The organism is Streptomyces sp. NPDC054841, from assembly GCF_053611045.1.
This window is the reverse complement of record NZ_JBSGZO010000001.1, coordinates 22,202-42,046: the sequence shown is the minus strand read 5'-3', so window position 1 is coordinate 42,046 and position 19,845 is coordinate 22,202. Positions and strand designations below refer to the sequence as shown.

Annotated in this window: 18 protein-coding genes; 14 read left to right on the top strand and 4 right to left on the bottom strand. The window is 69.8% G+C overall.

The annotated features are described in order from the left end of the window. A complete protein-coding gene (locus ACWGI8_RS00205; protein WP_453657081.1) occupies positions 1-1,620 on the bottom strand; it encodes an N-acyl-D-amino-acid deacylase family protein in 1,620 nt (539 codons plus the stop codon). 32 nt (positions 1,621-1,652) lie between these two features. After that, complete coding sequence (locus ACWGI8_RS00200; RefSeq protein WP_453657079.1) at positions 1,653-2,942, bottom strand: alanine racemase; 1,290 nt, start codon at positions 2,940-2,942, stop codon at positions 1,653-1,655. 124 nt (positions 2,943-3,066) lie between these two features. Between ACWGI8_RS00200 and ACWGI8_RS00195 the strand changes: the two genes are divergently transcribed. Genes ACWGI8_RS00195 through ACWGI8_RS00185 form a run of 3 tightly spaced genes read left to right on the top strand, consistent with a single transcriptional unit; the run spans position 3,067 to position 5,473 of the window. Then, entirely contained in the window at positions 3,067-4,278 is a 1,212-nt protein-coding gene (locus ACWGI8_RS00195) for a sugar kinase (protein ID WP_453657077.1), read from the top strand. Then, positions 4,275-5,027, top strand: a complete 753-nt coding sequence (locus tag ACWGI8_RS00190) for an IclR family transcriptional regulator (RefSeq protein WP_453657075.1) — start codon at positions 4,275-4,277, stop codon at positions 5,025-5,027. Before ACWGI8_RS00195 ends, ACWGI8_RS00190 begins: the two co-directional genes overlap by 4 nt. Positions 5,028-5,053: 26 nt before the next feature. Next, entirely contained in the window at positions 5,054-5,473 is a 420-nt protein-coding gene (locus tag ACWGI8_RS00185) for a RidA family protein (protein ID WP_453657073.1), read from the top strand. 67 nt (positions 5,474-5,540) lie between these two features. Here the strand turns inward: ACWGI8_RS00185 and ACWGI8_RS00180 are convergent, their stop codons facing one another. Beyond that, the gene (locus ACWGI8_RS00180; RefSeq protein WP_453657071.1) at positions 5,541-6,905 is read right to left on the bottom strand and encodes a M14 family metallopeptidase; all 1,365 of its coding nucleotides are present in this window, start codon (positions 6,903-6,905) and stop codon (positions 5,541-5,543) included. Between the two features lie 208 nt (positions 6,906-7,113). Between ACWGI8_RS00180 and ACWGI8_RS00175 the strand changes: the two genes are divergently transcribed. Together ACWGI8_RS00175 and ACWGI8_RS00170 are read left to right on the top strand one after the other, a co-directional pair. After that, entirely contained in the window at positions 7,114-8,382 is a 1,269-nt protein-coding gene (locus ACWGI8_RS00175; RefSeq protein ID WP_453657069.1) for an Nramp family divalent metal transporter, read from the top strand. Between the two features lie 22 nt (positions 8,383-8,404). Beyond that, positions 8,405-8,869 carry a hypothetical protein gene (locus ACWGI8_RS00170; protein ID WP_453657067.1) on the top strand — a complete coding sequence of 155 codons (465 nt, stop codon included), beginning with the start codon at positions 8,405-8,407 and terminating at the stop codon, positions 8,867-8,869. A 137-nt stretch (positions 8,870-9,006) separates the two neighbouring features. Here ACWGI8_RS00170 and ACWGI8_RS00165 read toward each other — a convergent pair whose 3' ends face one another. After that, on the bottom strand, positions 9,007-10,704 hold the full coding sequence (locus tag ACWGI8_RS00165) for a chitinase (protein ID WP_453657065.1): 1,698 nt from the start codon (positions 10,702-10,704) through the stop codon (positions 9,007-9,009). A 631-nt stretch (positions 10,705-11,335) separates the two neighbouring features. Here ACWGI8_RS00165 and ACWGI8_RS00160 point away from each other — a divergent pair. The 9 genes from ACWGI8_RS00160 to ACWGI8_RS00120 all read left to right on the top strand — a co-directional run bounded on the left by ACWGI8_RS00160 (position 11,336) and on the right by ACWGI8_RS00120 (position 19,818). After that, positions 11,336-12,220, top strand: a complete 885-nt coding sequence (locus tag ACWGI8_RS00160) for a hypothetical protein (RefSeq protein ID WP_453657063.1) — start codon at positions 11,336-11,338, stop codon at positions 12,218-12,220. A 120-nt stretch (positions 12,221-12,340) separates the two neighbouring features. After that, on the top strand, positions 12,341-13,048 hold the full coding sequence (cpaB, locus tag ACWGI8_RS00155; protein ID WP_453657061.1) for a Flp pilus assembly protein CpaB: 708 nt from the start codon (positions 12,341-12,343) through the stop codon (positions 13,046-13,048). Between the two features lie 7 nt (positions 13,049-13,055). Then, positions 13,056-14,321: an AAA family ATPase gene (locus ACWGI8_RS00150; RefSeq protein ID WP_453657059.1), complete on the top strand. Its 1,266-nt coding sequence runs from the start codon at positions 13,056-13,058 to the stop codon at positions 14,319-14,321. Positions 14,322-14,324: 3 nt separating this feature from the next. Then, positions 14,325-14,750 carry a TadE family protein gene (locus ACWGI8_RS00145; protein ID WP_453657057.1) on the top strand — a complete coding sequence of 142 codons (426 nt, stop codon included), beginning with the start codon at positions 14,325-14,327 and terminating at the stop codon, positions 14,748-14,750. Between the two features lie 106 nt (positions 14,751-14,856). After that, positions 14,857-15,195, top strand: a complete 339-nt coding sequence (locus ACWGI8_RS00140; protein WP_453657055.1) for a TadE/TadG family type IV pilus assembly protein — start codon at positions 14,857-14,859, stop codon at positions 15,193-15,195. 73 nt (positions 15,196-15,268) lie between these two features. Beyond that, a complete protein-coding gene (locus ACWGI8_RS00135) occupies positions 15,269-16,606 on the top strand; it encodes a CpaF family protein (RefSeq protein WP_453657053.1) in 1,338 nt (445 codons plus the stop codon). A gap of 10 nt (positions 16,607-16,616) precedes the next feature. Then, the gene (locus tag ACWGI8_RS00130; RefSeq protein WP_453657051.1) at positions 16,617-17,558 is read left to right on the top strand and encodes a type II secretion system F family protein; all 942 of its coding nucleotides are present in this window, start codon (positions 16,617-16,619) and stop codon (positions 17,556-17,558) included. Between the two features lie 15 nt (positions 17,559-17,573). Beyond that, entirely contained in the window at positions 17,574-18,461 is an 888-nt protein-coding gene (locus ACWGI8_RS00125; RefSeq protein ID WP_453657049.1) for a DUF5936 domain-containing protein, read from the top strand. Positions 18,462-18,486: 25 nt separating this feature from the next. Further along, positions 18,487-19,818, top strand: coding sequence for a sensor histidine kinase (locus tag ACWGI8_RS00120; RefSeq protein ID WP_453657047.1), 1,332 nt, complete (start codon positions 18,487-18,489; stop codon positions 19,816-19,818). The last annotated feature ends 27 nt before the right edge of the window (positions 19,819-19,845 follow it).

Below are 19,845 nucleotides of genomic sequence, written 5' to 3'. Positions count from 1 at the left end.
TCACGGCGCCCTGCGGATCGCCTTCCCGGCCAGTACGTCCGTACGCTTCCCGTCCTCGACGACGAAACGGCCGTCGATCAGGACATGCGGAATGCCGGCCGGGAGGGTGCGCGGGGCGTCGAACGTGGCGCCGGCCGCGACCGTGTCCGGGTCGAAGAGGACCAAGTCCGCGCGGTAGCCCTCGCGGACCAGGCCCCGGTCGGGGAGGCGCAGCCGGGCCGCCGGGCGCGAGGTGAGGTGGGCGACCGTCTCCTCCAGGGAGAGGACGCCCAGCTCACGGGCGTAGCGGCCGAGGTACTGCGGGAAGGTGCCGTACGCCCGCGGATGCGGCTTGAGGCCCTGGAGGATCCCGTCCGAGCCTCCGGTGTGCACACGGTGGCGCATGATCGCCCGGACGTTCTCCTCGTGGCCGACGTGCTGGAGGATCGTCGAGCCGAGCCGGTCGGCGACGAGCAGGCGGCGGGCGGTGACCCACGGCTCCTCGCCGCGCATCCCGGCCGACTGCTGGATCGTCCTGCCCACGAACGACGCCAGCCCGGGGTCGCTCACACCCGAGATCTCGATCGTGTCCCACTCGACGGGCACGCCGTGGCAGCCGTCCGAGCCGATGACCTCCAGATGGTGGCGGATCCGCTCGGCGGTCCCGTCGTCCCGCAGGCGCGCCAGCGTCGCCTCGGGGCCGCCCTCGCTCGCCCAGCTCGGCAGCGTCGCGACGAGCGTGGTGCAGCCCGGGGTGTACGGGTACGTGTCGAGGGAGATGTCGGAGCCCGCGTCGAGCGCCTCGTCGAGCAGGGCCAGCAGCTCCGGGGCGCGGCCCTTGTTCACGCCGAAGTTCATGGTGGCGTGGGCGAGATGGAGCGCGCAGCCGGCGTCGCGGGTGAGGGCGACCATCTCCTCGTACGCCTCCAGGGCGCCGGCGCCGTACGAGCGGTGGTGCGGGCAGTAGTAGCCGTCGTAGGCCGCCACGACCCGGCACAGCTCGGTGAGTTCGGCGTCCTGCGCGTACATGCCGGGCGTGTAGGTGAGTCCGGAGGACATTCCGACGGCGCCCTGCTCCAGGCCCTCGGCGACGAGCTGCTTCATGCGCCGGAGTTCGGCGTCGGTGGCCGGGCGGTCGTCCCAGCCGACGGCGTACATACGGACCGTGCCCTGGGGGACGAGGTACGCGGCGTTGACGGCGATGCCCTGGCCGTCGAAGTTCCGGTCCAGGCGGTCGAGGTACTCGCCGACCGTGCGCCAGTCGAAGTCGATCGAGGTGTCCTCGGGCGCACCGCCGTTCCAGCCGGTGATGGACCTGCGGACCTCGGTGAGGGTGCGGTCGTCGACCGGCGCGTACGACAGACCGTCCTGGCCGAGGACTTCGAGGGTCACGCCCTGGGCGGCCTTGGCGCTGTGGTCGGGGTCGCGGAGCAGCGCGAGATCGCTGTGCGCGTGCATGTCGATGAAGCCGGGGGAGAGGGCGAGGCCGCGCGCTTCGAGGGTGCGGCGGGCCGTGGGGCGCGGCCCTTCGCCCTCGCGGCGTATCTCGCCGATCCGGCCGTCCTGGAGGGCGACGTCGGCGCGGTAGGAGGCACCGCCGGTGCCGTCGACGACGCGTACGTCGCGGATGACGAGGTCCATGTGCGGGCTCCTGCTCCTGTGCCCGGAGGCGCTCAGAAGAACGTGCGGATGTAGTCGACGACCGTGCCGTCCGCCTCCACCAGGGGGATCAGCTGCCACTTGTCGAACGACGTGCACGGGTGGGACAGGCCCATGCCGAGCCAGTCGCCGACCTCCAGGTCCGCGCCCTCCTCCGTACGGACCCAGCCGTGCTGGTCGGAGAGGCCGGTGACCGTGATGCCGGTGGCCGGGCGGATCTCGCCGTCGCGGGCGTCCCGGACGACCTGGGCCTCGGGAAGGCCGAGGTCGTACGCGGCGTCGCGCTTGCCCGCGTTGGTGAAGGCCTGCTGGGGGGTGGGCCGGGAGACGACCTGGGCCCAGAGCCGGAACGCCGGCTCCAGCGCGCCCTCCTGCGGGACCCGGTTGAAGGGGGTGAGGTGCTTGTAGTGACCGTCGTCGTGGGAGACGTACGCGCCGGAGCGCAGCAGCTTCAGCACGGGGCGGGACAGCTCGGGGAGCTCCGCGAACACCTCGGCGACCGCGTCGAACCAGGCGCTGCCGCCCGCGCTGACGACGATCTCGGGGGCATCGGCGAAGCGTCCGTCCTTGTCGAAGGCGGCGGCGAGAGCGGTGAGGCGGCGGAGCCAGTCCCGTACCCGCCCGGACGTCGCGTCCGGGACCTCTCCCTCGTATCCGGCGACGCCCACCAGGCGCAGGGTGGTGGTGGCGGCGACCGCGTCGGCGACGGCGGCGCAGTCGGCGTCGGAGCGGGCGCCGGTACGGGCGGTCTCGCCCGCGCCGAGCTCGACGACGACGTCCAGCGGGCGGCCGGCGCCGCTGTCGCGCAGGGCTTCGTCCATCAGCTCGACACCGCGGACGGAGTCGGCGTAGCAGACGAAGCGGAAGTCGGGATCACCGTCCAGCTCGGCGGCGAGCCGGCGGAGCGCCACGGGGTCGACCAGCTCGTTCGCGAGGAAGATGCGCCGGATGCCGAAGGCGCGGTAGACGCGGACCTGGTGCGGGACGGCGGCGGTGATGCCCCACGCGCCGCGCTCCAGCTGGCGGGCGAAGAGCTGTGGGGACATGGAGGTCTTGCCGTGCGGGGCGAACGCGAGGCCGTGGCGCTCGGCGTAGGTCTCCAGAAGGGCGAGGTTGTGCTCCAGGGACTCCGCGGACAGCGCGAGGACGGGGGTGGTGAAGCCGCCGGTGAAGAGGTTGCGGCGCTGGGCGGCCAGCTCGCCGACGGTGAGGCCCTGCGCGTCGGGCGGCAGCGCCTTGAAGCGGTGGTCGACGGGCTCGTGGTCCAGCTGGGCGAGCCGCTGGGCGGCGCTGTCGGCGGGCATATGAGCCTCCTTCAGGAGTGTGTTGCAATATGCGCAACAGTCGTTGCGTATATCGCTTGGCGCTGTCTAACATCCGAGCGGACGCCGGGTCAATGGACCCACAGGACCAGCGAGGAGCGCCAGGGTGACCGGAGCCGCAGCCGTCGACGGTGACGTCGTGGACGGTGACGTCGTGGACGTCGTCTGCCTCGGCGAGTCCATGGTCACGTTCCTGCCGTCGCGGCCGGGCCGCCTCGCCGACGTGCCGTCCTTCGCCCGCACCATCGGCGGCGCGGAGTCGAACGTGGCATGCGCGCTGTCGGCGGCGGGGCACGCGGTGAAGTGGGTCAGCCGGGTCGGGGCGGACGGCTTCGGCGACCACCTGATCGCGGCGGTCGCGGCGTACGGCGTCGACACCACCGCGGTCCGCCGGGACGCCACGCGCCCCACCGGCATCTACTTCCGGACGGCCACCGACCGCGCGACGGACGCCCACGAGGTCCTCTACTACCGGGCGGGTTCGGCGGCGTCCGCGATGTCCCCGGCCAACGTCCCCCACGAGGACCTCGCCGGCGCGCGCGTCCTCCACCTCTCCGGCATCACCGCGGCCCTCTCACCCGACTGCCTCGCCCTGATGCGCACCCTCACCGCCCCGCGCGCCGGCCGCCCGCTCGTCTCGTTCGACGTCAACCATCGCCCCGGACTCCGGCACGACGACCCCGCCGTCCTCCTCGACCTCGCCCGCGGCGCCGACGTCGTCTTCGTCGGCGAGGACGAGGCGGAAGAGGCGTGGGGCCTGCGCGGCCCCGGGGCGATCCGCGAGGCGCTGCCTGAGCCTGCGGTGCTGGTGGTGAAGCAGGGCGCGGGGGGCGCGGTGGCCTTCGCCCGCACTTCGGAGCCCGTCCGGCGTTTGAGGACGGACACACCGGTCGACCCGACGGCACCGGTCGGCTTCGGAGCCCGCCCGCAGGGCGTACGGGGGCCCGGGGGGCAAGTGCCCCCCGACACCGTCACCCACGTACCCGCCCCGCGCGTCGACGTCGTCGCCCCCGTCGGCGCCGGAGACGCCTTCGCCGCCGGGTTCCTCTCCGCAACCCTCCGCGGACGGCCCACGCGGGACCGGCTCCGCCACGGACATCTCATGGCCGCCGCCGCCCTCACCGTCCCCGGCGACCTCGGGCCCCCTCCCACCCGCCGGCCCGACCACCACCCCTCAACGAGCCGCTACGCGGCGCCCCTGACACTCCCGTACGCCGACCGCCTCGTCGCCCTCGACGACGAGGGCTGGGGGAGACTTCACCTCGGCCCCGGCTGGACCGCAGCCGCGCAGGCCACGGAGGAGGTACGTACGTCATGAGCCAGACCGTCGACCGCGCGCTCAGCATCCTGCCGCTGCTCGCGCAGGGACCCGCAGACCTCGGACAGGTCGCCGAGCGGCTCGGCGTCCACAAGTCCACCGCGCTGCGGCTGCTGCGTACGCTCCACGAGCACGGACTCGTCTACCGCCAGCAGGACCAGCGCTACCGCCTCGGCGCCCGCCTCTTCGTCCTCGCCCAGGAAGCCGTCGAGAACCTCGACATCCGCGAGATCGCCCACCCGCACCTCGTCGCCCTCAACGAGCAGTGCGGCCACACGGTCCACCTCGCCGTCCACGAGGAGAACGAGGTCCTCTACATCGACAAGGTCGAGAGCCGCTACCCGGTCCGGATGTACTCCCGCATCGGCAAGCCCGTCGCCCTCACCGTCGCGGCCGTGGCGAAGCTGCTCCTCGCCGACCTGCCGGAAGCCGAGCGCCGCGCCCTCGCCGAGCGCCTCGACTACCCCATGTACACGTCCCGTTCGATCCCGAACGCCGGCGCCTTCCTCAACGAGCTGGCGACCGTACGCGAACAGGGCTGGGCCACCGACCTCGGTGGCCACGAGGAGTCCATCAACTGCATCGGGGCTCCCATCCGCGGTGCGGACGGCCGCGTCGTCGCCGCCATGTCGGTCTCCGCGCCGAATGTCGTCGTGACCGCCGAGGAACTTCTCACTCTCCTCCCGCTGGTGCGCCGCACCGCCGACGCCATCACCCGGGAGTACTCAGGCACTGCTCCCCGTTCGTAAGAGACCGGCCCACCGAAGGACACCGCATGACCGAGAAGACCGCGATCACGCCTCCCACCCACACCGCCCCGCCGGCCAAGTTCTCCCACGGCGTCCGCAAGGGCAACATCCTCCAGGTCGCAGGCCAGGTCGGCTTCCTCCCGGCCGACCGCGAGGGAACCGGCCAGGCCCCCACCGTCGCCGGGCCGACCCTGCGCGAGCAGACCCTCCAGACCCTCGCCAACGTCGCCGCGGTCCTGGCGGAGGGCGGCGCGAGCTGGGACGACGTGATGATGATGCGCGTTTACCTCACGGACACGGGCCACTTCGCGGAGATGAACGAGATCTACAACGCCTACTTCGAGGAGCAGGACCTCAAGGAAGCCCCCGCCGCCCGTACGACGGTCTACGTAGGCCTCCCCCAGGGCCTGCTGATCGAGATCGACGCCCTGGCCGTTCTCGGCTGATCTTGCGATCGGCGGCACAAGAACTGCAGGGCGCCCGGATCGGACGCCCTGCAGTCGCACCAGCGACTCAGTTTCCGCTGCAGTACTGCTGCTCCTTGCCGATGGAGCGATACATGCAATCGGAGTTTTCCAGCAGCTGCAGCACCGCGTCCCGGTTACGGCTCGTCTCGCGCTCGATCACCTCGTCGGGCGGGTAGAAACCGCCGCCGCCGAAGCCCGTCGGATACATCTCGAAGGTGTAAGCGAAGATCTTCTGGTTGCCCCACAGCCAGTCGTCGATCGACCCGTCCGTGATGTAGAGGTCGCTGGACTGCTCGGCCGTGTAGCCGTTGCTCGCGGCCATCTTCTGGCCGACGGTGGCGAAGGCGTCGCGGTCGTCCTGGGTCAGGCCCGGGGCGGTGTTGGACGTGGTGTAGCCGTACGGCCACAGGACCAGCTCGCTGTAGGTGTGGAAGTCGATGCCGGCCTTGATCTGCTGCTTCCCGCCGACGACGCGGGAGCGTACGAAGTCGGCGACCACCTTCACCTCGGGGGCGGACTCGGCGGCCCGGCCGCGGTACGTCTCCGAGCTGGTGGAGCCGGAGGAGCCGCCGCAGCAGCCCCACTTGAAGTTCCAGTTGCGGTTCATGTCCGTGCCGACGGACGACGACCCGGAGTTGGGCTGCCGGTTCTTGCGCCAGCTGCGGTAGGAGCCGGTGGCGATGTCGTACTCGCCGCCGTCCGGGTTGAGGTCCGGGACGATCCAGATCTCGCGGCCGTTGACGGCGTTGGTGACCCGGGAGTCGGTGCCGTAGTCGTCGCCGAGCTCACGCAGCAGATAGAGAGCCATCTCGACGGTGAGGTGCTCGCGGGCGTGCTGGTGGTGGGTGAAGAGGACCTCGGGCTCGTTCTCGTCCGTGGCGACGTTGTCGCTCACCTTGATGGCGACGATGTCCCGGCCCTGGTACGACTTGCCGATCACCCGCTTGCTCATGATGTTCGGGTGGGCCGCGATGCGCTGGTCGATCTCCGCGTTCATCTCGGCGTAGTTGTGGTAACGCGCATCGGCGGACGGGAAGTCGAACGCCTTGGCGGCCGCGCCCGCCGCCTTGCGCGACGGCGGCGCGGGCAGGGCTTCGAGTACGTGGCCGAGTGCGCGGAGCCGCTTCGCCTGGGCGGCGTTGGCGCTGACGACGACGGTGTGGTCGTGGGCCTCGTCGATCGCGACGCCGGTCGCGGCGATGGCGTTGCGTTCGGCGACGGTGGACGGGCCGTGGATCTCGTACTGCCTGGTCTGCTCCTCGGTCCCGGCGGAGGCCGTGGGCGTCGTGGGCTCCGGTGCGGGGGAGGCGGTCGCGGTGAAGGGGACCGCCACGGCGAGGGCGAGCAGGGTGGCGAGGGCGGCGGACCGAGTGACGGACCTTCGGCCGCTGCCGCGTTTGCGAAGTCGCATTCTGTCTCCTGGGTAGGGAGTGTGGGGGGTGGCTCAGTGCGACGTGTACGGCGTGCTTGTGGTGCGGGTGTGACGGGCACATGGTGGGGGTGTGGCATGCACGGGTCAAGGGCGCACTTCGGCCACGAGTTCGATGATGAGGGGAAAGGCGGCCGCAACTGTGACAGACACGACGGAAGAAGACACAGGATCAGAAAAAGGGACAGTAATGCCCCCGCTCCGCAAGGCGAGCTGGCGGCACATCGGCCCGGGCATCGTCGTCGCCGCGACCGGCGTCGGCGCCGGTGACCTCGTCGCGACGCTGATCGCGGGCAGCAAGTTCGGCTACACCCTGCTGTGGGCGGCGATCGTCGGCTGCCTCGTCAAGATCTCGCTGGCCGAGGCCACCGGTCGCTGGCACCTGGCCACCGGACGCACCATGTTCGACGGCTGGCGCAGCCTCGGACGGTGGACCTCTGTCTACTTCGGCATCTACGTCGTCGTCTGGGGCTTCATCTACGGCGCCACGGCGATGTCGTCCACCGCGCTGCCGCTGGCCGCCCTCTTCCCCGACGTCCCCGGCGGCATCAAGACCTTCGCGATCGCCGCCGGCCTCATCGGTCTCGCCCTGGTCTGGTTCAACCGCTACGCCCGGTTCGAGAAGCTGATGACGGTCCTCATCGGCATCAAGTTCCTGATCGTCGTGTACGTCGCCGCCCGCGTCGCCCCCGACCTGCCGGCCGCGCTCGCCGGCCTCGTGCCCGTCCTGCCGGACGGCTCGTTCTTCTACACCCTGGGCCTCATCGGCGGCGTCGGCGGCACGATCACCATGGCGGCGTACGGATACTGGATCAACTCCAAGGGCTGGACCGACGCGTCCTGGATGAAGATGATGCGCCTGGACAACCGGGTCGCCTACCTCACCACCGGCGTCTTCGTCGTCGCCATGCTCATCATCGGCGCCGAACTGCTGCACGCCTCGGGCATCGCGCTCGCGAGCGGCGACAAGGGCCTGCTCGCCCTGAGCGACGTCCTGGAGGACCGCTTCGGCGTGTTCACCGCCAAGCTCTTCCTCGTCGGCTTCTGCGCGACATCGTTCTCGGCCCTCGTGGGCGTCTGGCACGGGGTGAGCCTGCTCTTCGCCGACTTCACCGAGCGCATCGTGCGCACGCGCAAGGGCATCGGCGAGAACGCGGTCGAGGAGGTGGCCGAGGGCCGCCGCGAGCGCTCCTGGCCGTTCCGCGCGTACATGCTCTGGCTGACCTTCCCGCCCATGGGCCTGCTCTGGCTGGACCAGCCCTTCGGTCTGGTGATCGCGTACGGCGTCCTCGGCGCGTTCTTCATGCCGTTCCTGGCGCTGACCCTGATCTGGCTGCTCAACTCGTCCCGCACGCCCGCCCAGTGGCGCAACGGCCTGCTGAGCAATGCGATGCTGGCCGCGGCCGGACTGCTGTTCGTCGTGCTCTGCGTGCAGCAGGTGCGCGATCTTCCGTGGTGACGGGCCCGCCATACTGGTGGACATGACATACGGCGGCTATCCCGACCAGCACAGCCAGGGCGCGGCACCGCCCCCGCCTCCCGGCTTCGGCCCCCCGCCTCCTGGCTTCGGGCCTCCGATGCCCGTGCCGGTACAGGCCCCGTACGGCGGCCCGGTGCAGCCCCCGTACGGCGGTCCGGTACAACCCCCCTACGACGGGCCGGAGTTCCTGGTGCACGACCGGGTCAACTCCGTCATCGTCGACGCGAACGGTGTGGCTCTGGAGGTCCAGGGCCACACCATGGAATTCCCTTGGCCGGCGATCCGGACCGTCCACCACGCCCCTGCACCGCACGGCACGGTGCTCATGGTGGCCGTGGCTCATGCCGACGGAATGCTCTACGAGTGCCGGATCGCCGCCCGCCGCCAGGCCGTGCTGCACCAGTGGCTCGGAGAGCTCGGCTCCGTGCTTCAGTTCTATCTCGCGAACCGCCCGCCGGTGTACTGAGCACCTGACGGGCAGAACGGCGGCAGCGCCGCCGGTGGGGGCGGCGACGCTGCCTGTCCGGGGATGGTCAGGGCCGGTCGGTCAGGGCCGGTCGGTCAGGGCCCGTTGGCCACGGCCCGTTCGTCACGGCCGGTTGGTCACGGCAGGTTGTGGACGTGCGGGCCGACCGCGTTGGACCAGGCATTGCCGGCCGTCGCGTCCCAGTTCGTCGACCAGGTCATCGCGCCGCGCAGGCCCGGATACGTACGCGAGGGCTTGAACGACCCGCAGTTGGTGCCGCGGGCCAGACAGTCCAGCGCGTTCTTCACGATCTGCGGGTCGACGTAGCCGCTGCCGGCGCCGCGGGTGGACGCCGGGACTCCGAGGCCGACCTGCGACGCGTCGAGGCCGCCCTCCAGTTGGATGCAGGCGAGCGCGGTGAGGAAGTCCACCGATCCCTGGGAGTAGACCTTCTGGTCGCAGCCGAGCATCGAACCGCTGTTGTAGTACTGCATGTTGACGACCGTCAGGATGTCCTTCACCGCGAGCGCGGTCTTGAAGTACTCGGTGCCGGTGCTCTGCATGTCGATGGTCTGCGGAGCCATCGTCAGCACCAGTGAGGAGCCCGCCTTCTGCGAGAGCTGGCGCAGCGCCTTCGACAGATACGTCGAGTTGATGCCGTGCTCCAGGTCGATGTCGACGCCGCTGAAGCCGTACTGCTGCATCAGGGAGTACGCGCTGTTGGCGAAGGCGGTCGCGGAGGCGTCACTGTTGATCGTGACGTTGCCCTTCTCGCCGCCGATCGAGATGATCACGGACTTCCCGGCGCTCTTCTTGGCGCTGATGTCGCTCTTGAACTCGTCCACCGAGCCGTAGCCGACGGCCGGGTCCAGGTTGAAGGTGATCTCACCGGGTGTCGCGGTCGAGTCGGCGAACGACACCGCGATGATGTCGTACTGCGACTGCACATCGCGCAGCTTCTGCACGGTGGCGCCGTTGTTGAAGTTCTGCCAGTAGCCGGTCAGCGCGTGCTTCGGCACGGACGGGTTGCCCGGGTTGCCGCTGTTGGACGTCGTCCCGGTCACCGCCGCGGACTTCGGCGACTCGCCCGCCGCGTTGGTCGCGGTCACCTGGAACTGGTACGAGGTCGACGCGGCCAGGCCCGTCACGGTGGCCGAGGTCCCGGACACCGACTGGACCTTGGTGCCGTTCCGGTACACGTTGTACCCGGTCGCCCCGGAGGCCCCGTTCCAGCTCAGCGCCACGGACGACGAGGTCACCGCCCCGACGGCGAGCCCTGCCGGAGCCGGCGGAACCACCGGGTCGGGGTCACCGCCGCCGCCCCCGTCCGGCCCGAACACCGAGACGTCGTCGGCGTAGTAGGCGGCCTGCCCGTACCAGCCGTGCGCGTAGACGGTCACCGAGGTCGTACCGGCGCCCGTCGTGAAGCTGGTGCTCAGCTGCGACCACGTGGAACCCCCGGGCGTCCAGGTGGACACATCGGTGGTCCCGGTCCCGCTCGCCCCGAGGTACACGTACGAGCCCTGCACCCAGGCGCTCAGCTGATACGTCGAGTTGGGCTTGACGGCCACGGTCTGCGAACACTTCGCGTTGTCCTGCCCGGCGGGCGTGCCCTTGAGTGCGCCGGCCCCGCCGTGGACGGGCGACGACACGGTGGCCCCGGACCCGCCGGTGCACGTCCAGTTGGCGAGCCCCGACTCGAACCCGGCGTTCTTCGCCACGTTCACGTCCGCGGCCTGCGCGGTGCCGGCCCCGCCGGTGATCGCGAGCCCGACGCCGACGGCCAGCGCCAGGGCCCCGCCGAGCCATCTTCGTACGCCTGTGGTGCGGTCCACTTACTGCCTCCGGTGGGGGAGTTGACGGTGTGTGGGGGGGGGAAAGCTTCGGAGTGCTGGAACGGTGGCCACCGCTGGGCGTACAAGCTGGTCCAGACCAATCGGGTTGTCAAGACCTCTGGAGGGAGGCCGTATACGGGCCCTCGCGGGCCGCGGGGGGTGTCTCCTGAAGTCAACAGGGCTGTTTCGGCCCGTTCGTGACCGACCGTGTGTAGGTTGTGACCGTCAGCGTGTGATGTGTGAGCAATCTGGGTCGCAATTGGCCCACTGAGGTTGCTCTGAGGAGGGCGCGGTGCATAGGCGCAGCGAACGGTTCGGCTTACGGAGCTGCTGCCGCGGGCGGTTACCGCCGTTCGCGCGCCTTTTCGATCTTGGCGCGTTTTATTCGGCAGGGTCGCTCATTCGGGTTCTGGAATCGGAGGCTTCGGACTGTAATTCGTTCGGGTAATGCGCGAGTTAACAACTGACGAGTTCGTCCGGCTTTGCCTGTGTGCATGTCGTGAGCGTTGCCCGGCAGCGATCAGAAAGGTGTTCTCTGCCTCGTAGGACGTGGATAAAGTGCTGAGGCAGGAGCACGAGCAGGGAGAACTGCGGTCGCCGGGAACCCCCGGCGGCTGGAGCTGAACGGGGAATGAGCGTGCCGACCGCAATAGCCGTCACCAGTGCTGACCTGGTGCTACCACCAACGGACCAGCAGACGCCGACAGCCGCGCTGCTGCAGTCGCCCGATGTGCAGCCGCTGGACGCCGCACTCGCCGACATGCAGGTGCTGCTGGAGCAGCACGGCTACGTCGTGGCGCTCTACCCCGCCTCGATCCCGCTCGCGCACCAACGCAGACTGCACACGGTCCGCTCCGTGCTGGAGAGCGACCGCATCGCCCTGATGAAGCTGGACCTGCCGCCGCTGGGGATCGCCGTCCTCGTGCGGCAGTTACGGCAGCTCTCCATCTGCGACTTCAGCGCCGGAATCGTGGCCTCCGCCGCGCGGTTGCTCTCCCACTACATCTACGCGGGCGCTCTGCTCAACTCGGTCGCGAAGCTCGACCGGGTGCCGGTGAGCCTCAAGTCCCATGCCAAGTCATGGGTGCCCGGTTCACAGTTCGGCGTGCTGGCGAACCCCACCCCGCAGCTGATCAAGATCGGCGGCGGTCAGCTCGCGGGGCCCGAGTTCGGCACCCGACTGCTCACGGCGAGCGGACAACTGCAGAGCGACTGGGTCACCACGACCCTCGCTCCCTCCTGGCACGTCCAGGGCGTGCAGGAAGCCGCGCTACCAGCCGATTCGGCACGCTGGTGGGGCACCTCGAAGATGATCGAATTCGCTGCCTATCTCCCTGATATCTCCGTCGTCTACCAACTGGTCGCGTCCGTGAGACGGGAGACATGTTCCTGGTGCGGAATCGAACTCATCGGTGACCGCTGCGGGTTCTGCTCCGCGCCGCTGGCGCCGGCCGAGAACCAAACACCCACTCCTGGTGTCCTGAACCACGGAACACCTATGCACCACGGGTCATAGCCGCCCTCGGGCGGCCGATCGGGCCGGTGGCGGGATGCCCCGGCGCAGGCCTCGGTCCGATCGCCGCCCTCGGGTCGCCCGCTCCGTCAGTCCACGTCTCCCAGCGAGGTTGTCCTCCTCATGAATTCACGGCAACGCCGCGGCGTCATTCTTCTGCTCCTCTCGGTCCTCTGCGCCTTCGGCGCGTTCGTCGGCGTGCTCTCGGTGATCAGTGATGTGAATTCCAAGGTCGGGCCGGAGGTGGATGCGTACCGCATCAAATCGGACGTGGCTCCGTACACCGCACTGCAGCCGGGCCAGTTCGAGAAGATCAAGATGCCGAAGCGCTGGCTCTCGCGGAATGCGGTGACCGACATATCGGTCGTCGACGGCAAGATCGCCGTCACTCAGCTGCGCAAGGGCTCGCTGCTCCAGGACGACATGATCGTCAAGCGGCCGGCGCTGGAGAACGGCGAGCAGGAGATCGCCATCATGATCGATGCCGCCACGGGTGTCGCGGGCAAGATCACCCCGGGGGACACCGTCAACATCTTCGCCACTTTCGGCGGCGACAAGGACGGTGCCAAGAACGAGTCCCGCATCATCGTCGCCAACGCCAAGGTCATCGACGTCGGGCGGCTGACCGCCCTGGAGCCCAAGGGCGACGACAGGGACCGTGCGGCCACCGAGGCCGTGCCCATCACCTTCGCCCTGAACACCAAGGACGCCCAGCGCGTCGCGTACGCCGAGTCCTTCGCGGAGCACGTGCGTCTCGCCCTCCTGGCCAAGGGAAGCCCGACCACGCTGCGCCCGGGTGAGGGCAAGTACACCCTCGAAGGGGACAAGTGAGGGCCGAATGAGCACCAGAATCATCCCGGCCGTCGGTGACGCCGACGCCGCCCGATCCATCACCACCCTCCTCAGCCAGCTTCCGGAGGCGGAGCCGGCGGGGCCGGTCGGTGATTCGACCTCGCTCATCGACACGCTCGCGCGGCTGGCCGCCGAGTCGATCGACGAGCTCCCCGAGGTCGTGCTGGTCCATGAGCGGATCGGTCCGGTTCCGGCGCTCGAGCTGATCCGGGAGGTAGCCCTCCGCTTTCCCGCGGTCGGGGTCATTCTGGTCACGTCGGACGCCAGCCCGGGGCTCTACTCCGCTGCCATGGACTCCGGCGCGCGCGGTCTGGTCGGACTGCCTCTGTCGTACGAGGAGCTGGTCCAGCGGGTGCAGTCCGCGGCCTCGTGGTCGGCCGGCGTACGCCGCCACCTGGGGCAGGGCGGCGACGTGTTCACCGGACCCGGCGGCACCGTCCTCACCGTCTCCGGGGCCAAGGGCGGCGTGGGCACCACGGTCACCGCCGTCCAGCTCGCCCTGGCCGCCCGGGCGTCCGGGATGAACACCGCGCTGGCCGACATGGATCTGCAGGGCGGCGATGTGGCGTCCTACCTGGACGTGCAGTTCCGCCGCTCGATCGTGGACCTCGCGAGCATCCAGGACATCTCTCCGCGAGTGCTGCAGGACGCCGTTTTCAGCCACCAGACCGGCATCGGACTGTTGCTGGCACCCGGAGAGGGCGAGCGGGGCGAGGAAGTCACCGACAGGTCCGTACGGCAGATCGTGAGCGCGCTGCGCAACCGCTACGAGGTCGTGATCATCGACTGCGGTACGCAGATGAACGGTGCCAACGCGGCAGCCATCGAAATGGCCGACATCACCCTGCTGGTGACCACCCCGGACGTCGTCGCCGTCCGTGCGGCCAAGCGCATGGTCCGGCTCTGGGACCGGCTGCAGATCCGCAAGGCCGAGGAAACCATCACGCTGGTCAACCGGTTCATACGGAACACGGAGATCCAGCCCCCGCTCGTGGAGAGGATCACCGGCACCCGGGTCGCCCGGTCGGTCGTCCCCGCCAACTTCAAGGAACTGCAGTCGGCCGTCGACGCCGGCCGGATGCAGGACCTGGAGACCAGGTCCACCGTGAAACAGGCGCTATGGGGACTGGCCGGCGAGCTGGGAATCGTCAAGATGCCCGAGGGCAACGAGAAAGCCGGAAAGTTCCGCAACGACCGGGGCTCCATCGGCCTGCGGCGCCGACGAGCCAGTCGATTCGAGGGGGAGAGTTGAGCGATGCGCGTGCTGAGCGCACCACCCGCCGCTTACGCCACGGCACACGGCCGTAGCGGCCGCCGAGAGCGTGACCGCGGCCAGGTCGCCGTCGAGTTCGTCGGCCTGTTCCCGCTGATCATCATCGTCTGTGTCCTGCTGTGGCAGTGCGCCCTGCTGGGCTACACGTACATCCTCGCGGGCAACGCGGCGGACGAGGGCGCGAGGACAGGAGCGGTGGCTGCCTGGCAGCGTGACCAGAAGTGCCGCGAAACCGTCGAGAGCCAGCTGGGCTCGTGGCTGGACGGCTCGGACATCAACTGCCACGGCAACGGGTTCGACGGCCTCTACAAGGCCGATGTCGAGCTGAAGGTTCCGATTCTCTTCCCCGGCACCGTGAGCTTCCCCTTCACGGTCAAGGGCGAAGCCGCCTTCGTCGAGGAGGGCTGACGGCATGCGTACGCATATCCGCAACCGACGTGACCGGCGGGACCGACGTGACCGGCGGGACCGACGTGACCGCCGGGACCGACGTGACCGGCGGGACCGCGGCATCGTGTCCCTCGAATTCGCCGGTTTCCTGCCGCTGCTGCTGATCCTCGGCCTCGGCGCGATCCAGCTGGGCGTCGCCGTCTACGCCGCATCGCAGGCGGGCACCGCGGCGCGCGCAGGCGCGCGTGCCGAGACCGACGACGACTTCCGGACCCAGGGGGAGTACACGGCCCGTCAGGCCGTCAGCAGCTGGCTGCAGGACGGCTTCGACGAGTTCGACTACAACCCGCAGAACGGCGGCAGAGAGGTGACCGTCACCGTCAAGATCAAGATCCCCTCGCTCGTCCCCGGTATCACCGACTGGGGCGACGCCGAGCGCAGCTCCACCATGCCGAGCGACTGACCCGGAGACCACCGGAGAGCACCGAAGAGCGCCAAAGAGCACCACCACCCCGTACGACCGAGGAGTTACGCACATGAGCCTGAGGGCACGCATCACCGCCCCCGAGGAGCGAGGAGGCGGCCGGGACGACGGCCACCTGGTGGCCACGTACCGTGCCAAGCTCCTGGAGGAGATCGACCTCGCGGAGATGTCGGCGCTCGCCGCGGCCGAGCGCCGGGCGCGGCTGGAGCGCGTACTCGGGCACATCATCAGCCGCGAGGGTCCGGTCCTCTCCGCGACCGAGCGGTCCCAGCTCATCCGCCGCGTCGTCGACGAGGCCCTCGGACTGGGCGTCCTGGAGCCCCTGCTGGAGGACGCGTCCATCACCGAGATCATGGTGAACGGACCCGATCAGATCTTCGTCGAGCGCGGCGGCCGGGTCGAGCTCCTGCCGATGCGCTTCGCCTCCAACGAGCAGCTGATGCAGACGATCGAGCGGATCGTCTCCACGGTCAACCGCCGTGTCGACGAGTCGAACCCGATGGTCGACGCCCGGCTGCCCTCCGGCGAGCGTGTGAACGTCATCATTCCGCCGCTGGCCCTCTCCGGCGCCACGCTCACGATCCGCCGCTTCCCCAGGGCGTTCACCCTCAGCGAGATGATCGGGTTCGGCTCGCTGGACGAGCCGATGCTGTATCTGCTCTCCGCGCTCGTCCAGTCCAGGCTCAACATCATCGTGTCCGGAGCCACGGGTACCGGAAAGACGACGCTGCTGAACGCGTTGTCCGGACTCATCCCGGAGGGCGAGCGGGTCATCACCATCGAGGACTCCGCCGAGCTCCAGCTCCAGCAGCAGCACGTGATCCGTCTCGAGTCCCGCCCGCCCAACGTCGAGGGCAAGGGCCAGATCACCATCCGCGACCTGGTCCGCAACTCGCTGCGTATGCGCCCCGACCGCATCGTCGTCGGTGAGGTCCGTGGCGGTGAAACGCTTGACATGCTCCAGGCAATGTCGACGGGTCATGACGGCTCCCTCGCGACCGTTCACTCCAACAGCGCCGAGGACGCGATCATGCGGCTGCAGACGCTGGCCTCCATGTCCGAGGTGAAGATCCCCTTCGAGGCGCTGCGCGACCAGATCAACAGCGCGGTCGACTGCATCGTCCAGCTGACCCGTAACGCCGACGGCGCGCGAAAGATCACCGAGATCGCGATGCTCGACTCACGTGGCCGGGAGCCCTTCAGGCTCGCGACCGTCGCCCGGTTCAACGCCCGGCCGATGGCTGCCGACGGCCGTGTGCACGGCGAGTTCCAGTACTTCCCGCTCCCGCGCCGCCTCGCCGACCGCCTCTTCATGGCCAGTCAGCCCGTCCCACAGGCGTTCGGCGTCGCAACACACGAGGACCAGCTCGCCACCCGAGAGGCCAAGTAGGTAGACCGACATGGACAATCTCGCTCTGCTCACGATCGGCGGCACGCTCCTTTTCGGCGTGCTGGGAGTCATGGGCATGCACGCCTACTCCTCGGGCAAGGCCCAGCGTCAGGCGCTCGTCGACCGGCTCTCCCAGACGGGCCAGCTCGAGGGCTTCACCGGACGCCGCCGACGCTTCCGCGGCGTCGACCGCAGGCTCCGCAGCACCAGCCTCGGCAGGAGGATCGAGCTGCGGCTCGCGGCCACGGGTCTCGACATCACCCCCGGCGAGTTCCTCGTCTACATGGTCGCCGCAATCCTCGCTCTGTGGTTCCTCGCACAGGCGGTGTTCGCCTCGTTCTTCGGGCCCATCGCCGGACTGCTGGGCATCTGGGCCGCGTTCGGGTTCCTCAGCTGGCAGCGGAACAAGCGCATAGAAAAGTTCATCAACCAGCTGCCCGAGCTCTCCCGGATCCTCGCCAACGCCACCCAGGCCGGACTCGCCCTGCGTACGGCTCTGTCGATGGCCGCGGAGGAGTTGGAGGCACCCGCGGGCGAGGAGCTCGGACGGGTCGCGGACAAGCTTGCCGTCGGCCACTCCATCGACGACGCCCTCGGCGAGCTCGCCGACCGGCTGCCCTCCCGGGAGCTCGTCGTACTCGTCACCACGCTGGTCCTGTCGAACCGGGCCGGCGGCACCGTCGTCGGCTCGCTGCGCAACCTCACCGAGACCCTGGAGGAGCGCAAGGAGACCAGGCGTGAGGTCCGTACCCAGCTGTCGCAGGTCAACATGACCGCCTACGCGGTGCCCGTGATGGGACTGGGCGCGCTGCTGCTCCTGGACAAGGTGATGCCGGGCGCGATCGACCGGATGACCACGTCCTTCCTCGGCCAGGTCGCAGTCGTCGCCGCGCTGGTGATGTACGGCGTCGGGGTCTTCGTCATCCGCCGCCTGTCCAAGATCGACATCTGAGGAGAGGGCACAACAATGACCGGTCTCGTCCTCGCCCTGGTGATCGCGCTCTGTGTCGCGGGCGCCTTCCACGGCATCCGCATGTACCGCGCAGACGCCAAACTCCCCGGCGACCTCGCCGTCGCGCTGGAGGTCGGCGCGAGCCGGACCACCGCGGTCGGCTCGGCCGTCGACCGCCTGGGAATGCGGTACGCACCCTCCGTCCTGCGGATGATGGGGCCCGCCCGGGTCAACAAGGTCCGCCGCAAGATCGACCTCGCGGGCAATCCCGGCGGTCTCACCATCGACCGGTATGCCGCACGCAGGGCCGTCTACGGCTTCCTCGGCCTCTTCGGCGCCTTCGCCATGATCCTGCGCGGCCAGGCGTTCCTCGCCCTTTTCATGATCGCGTTCGGGCTCTTCTGGGTGGAGATCGGCATCTTCGCCGCCATCCGGCAGCGCAAGGACCAGATCGAACGGACCCTCCCGGACTTCCTCGACGTCCTCGCCGTCGTCGTCAGCGCCGGCCTCGGCTTCCGTGAGGCGCTGGAGCGCGTCGCCGACAAGTACGAGGGACCCTGGGCCGACGAACTCCGCATCACGCTACGGCAGATGGACATGGGCGTCAGCCGCCGCCAGGCCTTCGACGAACTGCGCAAGCGCAATGACTCCGAGCAGGTGGCGCAGTTCGTCACCGCGCTCCAGCAGGGTGAGGAGCTCGGTGCGCCGATCGTCGACACGCTCATCCAGATCGCGAACGACATGCGCCGCACGGACGCGCAGAACGCACGCCGGCGAGCCGCCAAGGCCGTCCCGAAGGCCACGCTCACCATCACTTCGATCATGGTCCCGGCCACCATGATCCTGCTCGTCGCGGCCTTCGTGTACGGCGCGAACGCCGACTTCAGCTCGGTCGGAGGCTGACCGTGGACGCGGAGGGGGAACCGCAGTGGAACTGCAGATCGGGAGGATAGTCGGAGGCCTCGGGACGGCCTCCCTGGCCCGTGCCGCGGACAATCCGGACCGCACGCCGACGCTCGCGATCCAGATCAACGCCCTTCAGGCGCTGTGCCGTCAGGTCTTCGGCTTCCGGCTGGCGATGATCGCGCTGTCCACCCCGCTCGCGCTCGGATCGGCGAGAGAGGGAGTGCCCACCTATCTCGTCGCGTCCGGCGTGCTGGTCACCTTCATGGTGTCGTACGGACTCTTCCGCGACTGGGAGCGGTTCGGGCCGTTACTGCTGCGCCACCCCTGGCTGCTCGCCGTGGACGCCCTCTTCGGCGCCCTGCTGCTCATCACCGCCGGCCCGGAGAGCACCCTGGGCTACGTCACGATCTGCACGCCGCTGCTGGCCGGGCTCGCCTACGGCTGGCGTGGAGCGGCCTTCTTCGCCTGCCTCCAGGCGCTGGTCCTGTTCGCGGTCTACGGCGCCGACTCCAACGCCGAGGCCACCATCCGCACCTCCCTGCTGCTGCCGGGGCTCTGCGTCGTGACCGGTGCCATCGGTGTGACCCTGCGCAACCTCCTGCTGCGCTTCGGGTCGGCCGGCCAGGCTCTCACCGAGGCCCGCGCGCGGCTCGCCGTGACCGAAGCCGTGGGCGGCGAAAGGGCGCGCCTGGCCCGCGAGATGCACGACTCGGTGGCCAAGACCCTGCACGGCCTCGCCCTCGCCGCCGACGGCCTCGCCTCGACGGCCGACCGGATGGACCCTCTCACCGTCAAGCACCAGGCCGAACTGGTCGCCCGCTCCGCACGCCGCGCCGCCGCCGAGTCCCGCGAGCTGCTCAGCGACCTCCGTCGCGAGGGCGACCTGCAGGCCTCCGGCGTTGACCTCGCCGGGGAACTCTCCGCCCGTGTCACCGACTTCGGACGCCGCTCCGGGATCACCACGGAGTTCCGGCGCACCGGCAGCGCTCCCGTGCCGCCCGTCCCGTACGCCGTCGCCCGCCAGATGCTCACCGTCGCCTCGGAGGCGCTGGAGAACAGCCACCGCCACGCGAACGCGACCCAGGTGACCGTCGAGACCGGGATCGCCGACGGAGTGCTGCGCGTCAGCGTCCTCGACAACGGCAGCGGTCTGCCGCCCGGCACCACGCTCGACGAGCTGCGCAGAGCCGGTCACTTCGGCCTGGTGGGCATGGTCGAGCGCGCGGCCGGGATCGGCGCGCGCATCCGCATCGGCCGCGGGCGTACGACCTCCGGCACCGAGGTGCGCCTGGACCTGCCCGTCGCCGCCATCCTGCCCGCCGATCCGACCGCGACGGTCCCGGCCGGCCCATGAGCCCGCACGCCCCCCACAACGTCCCCA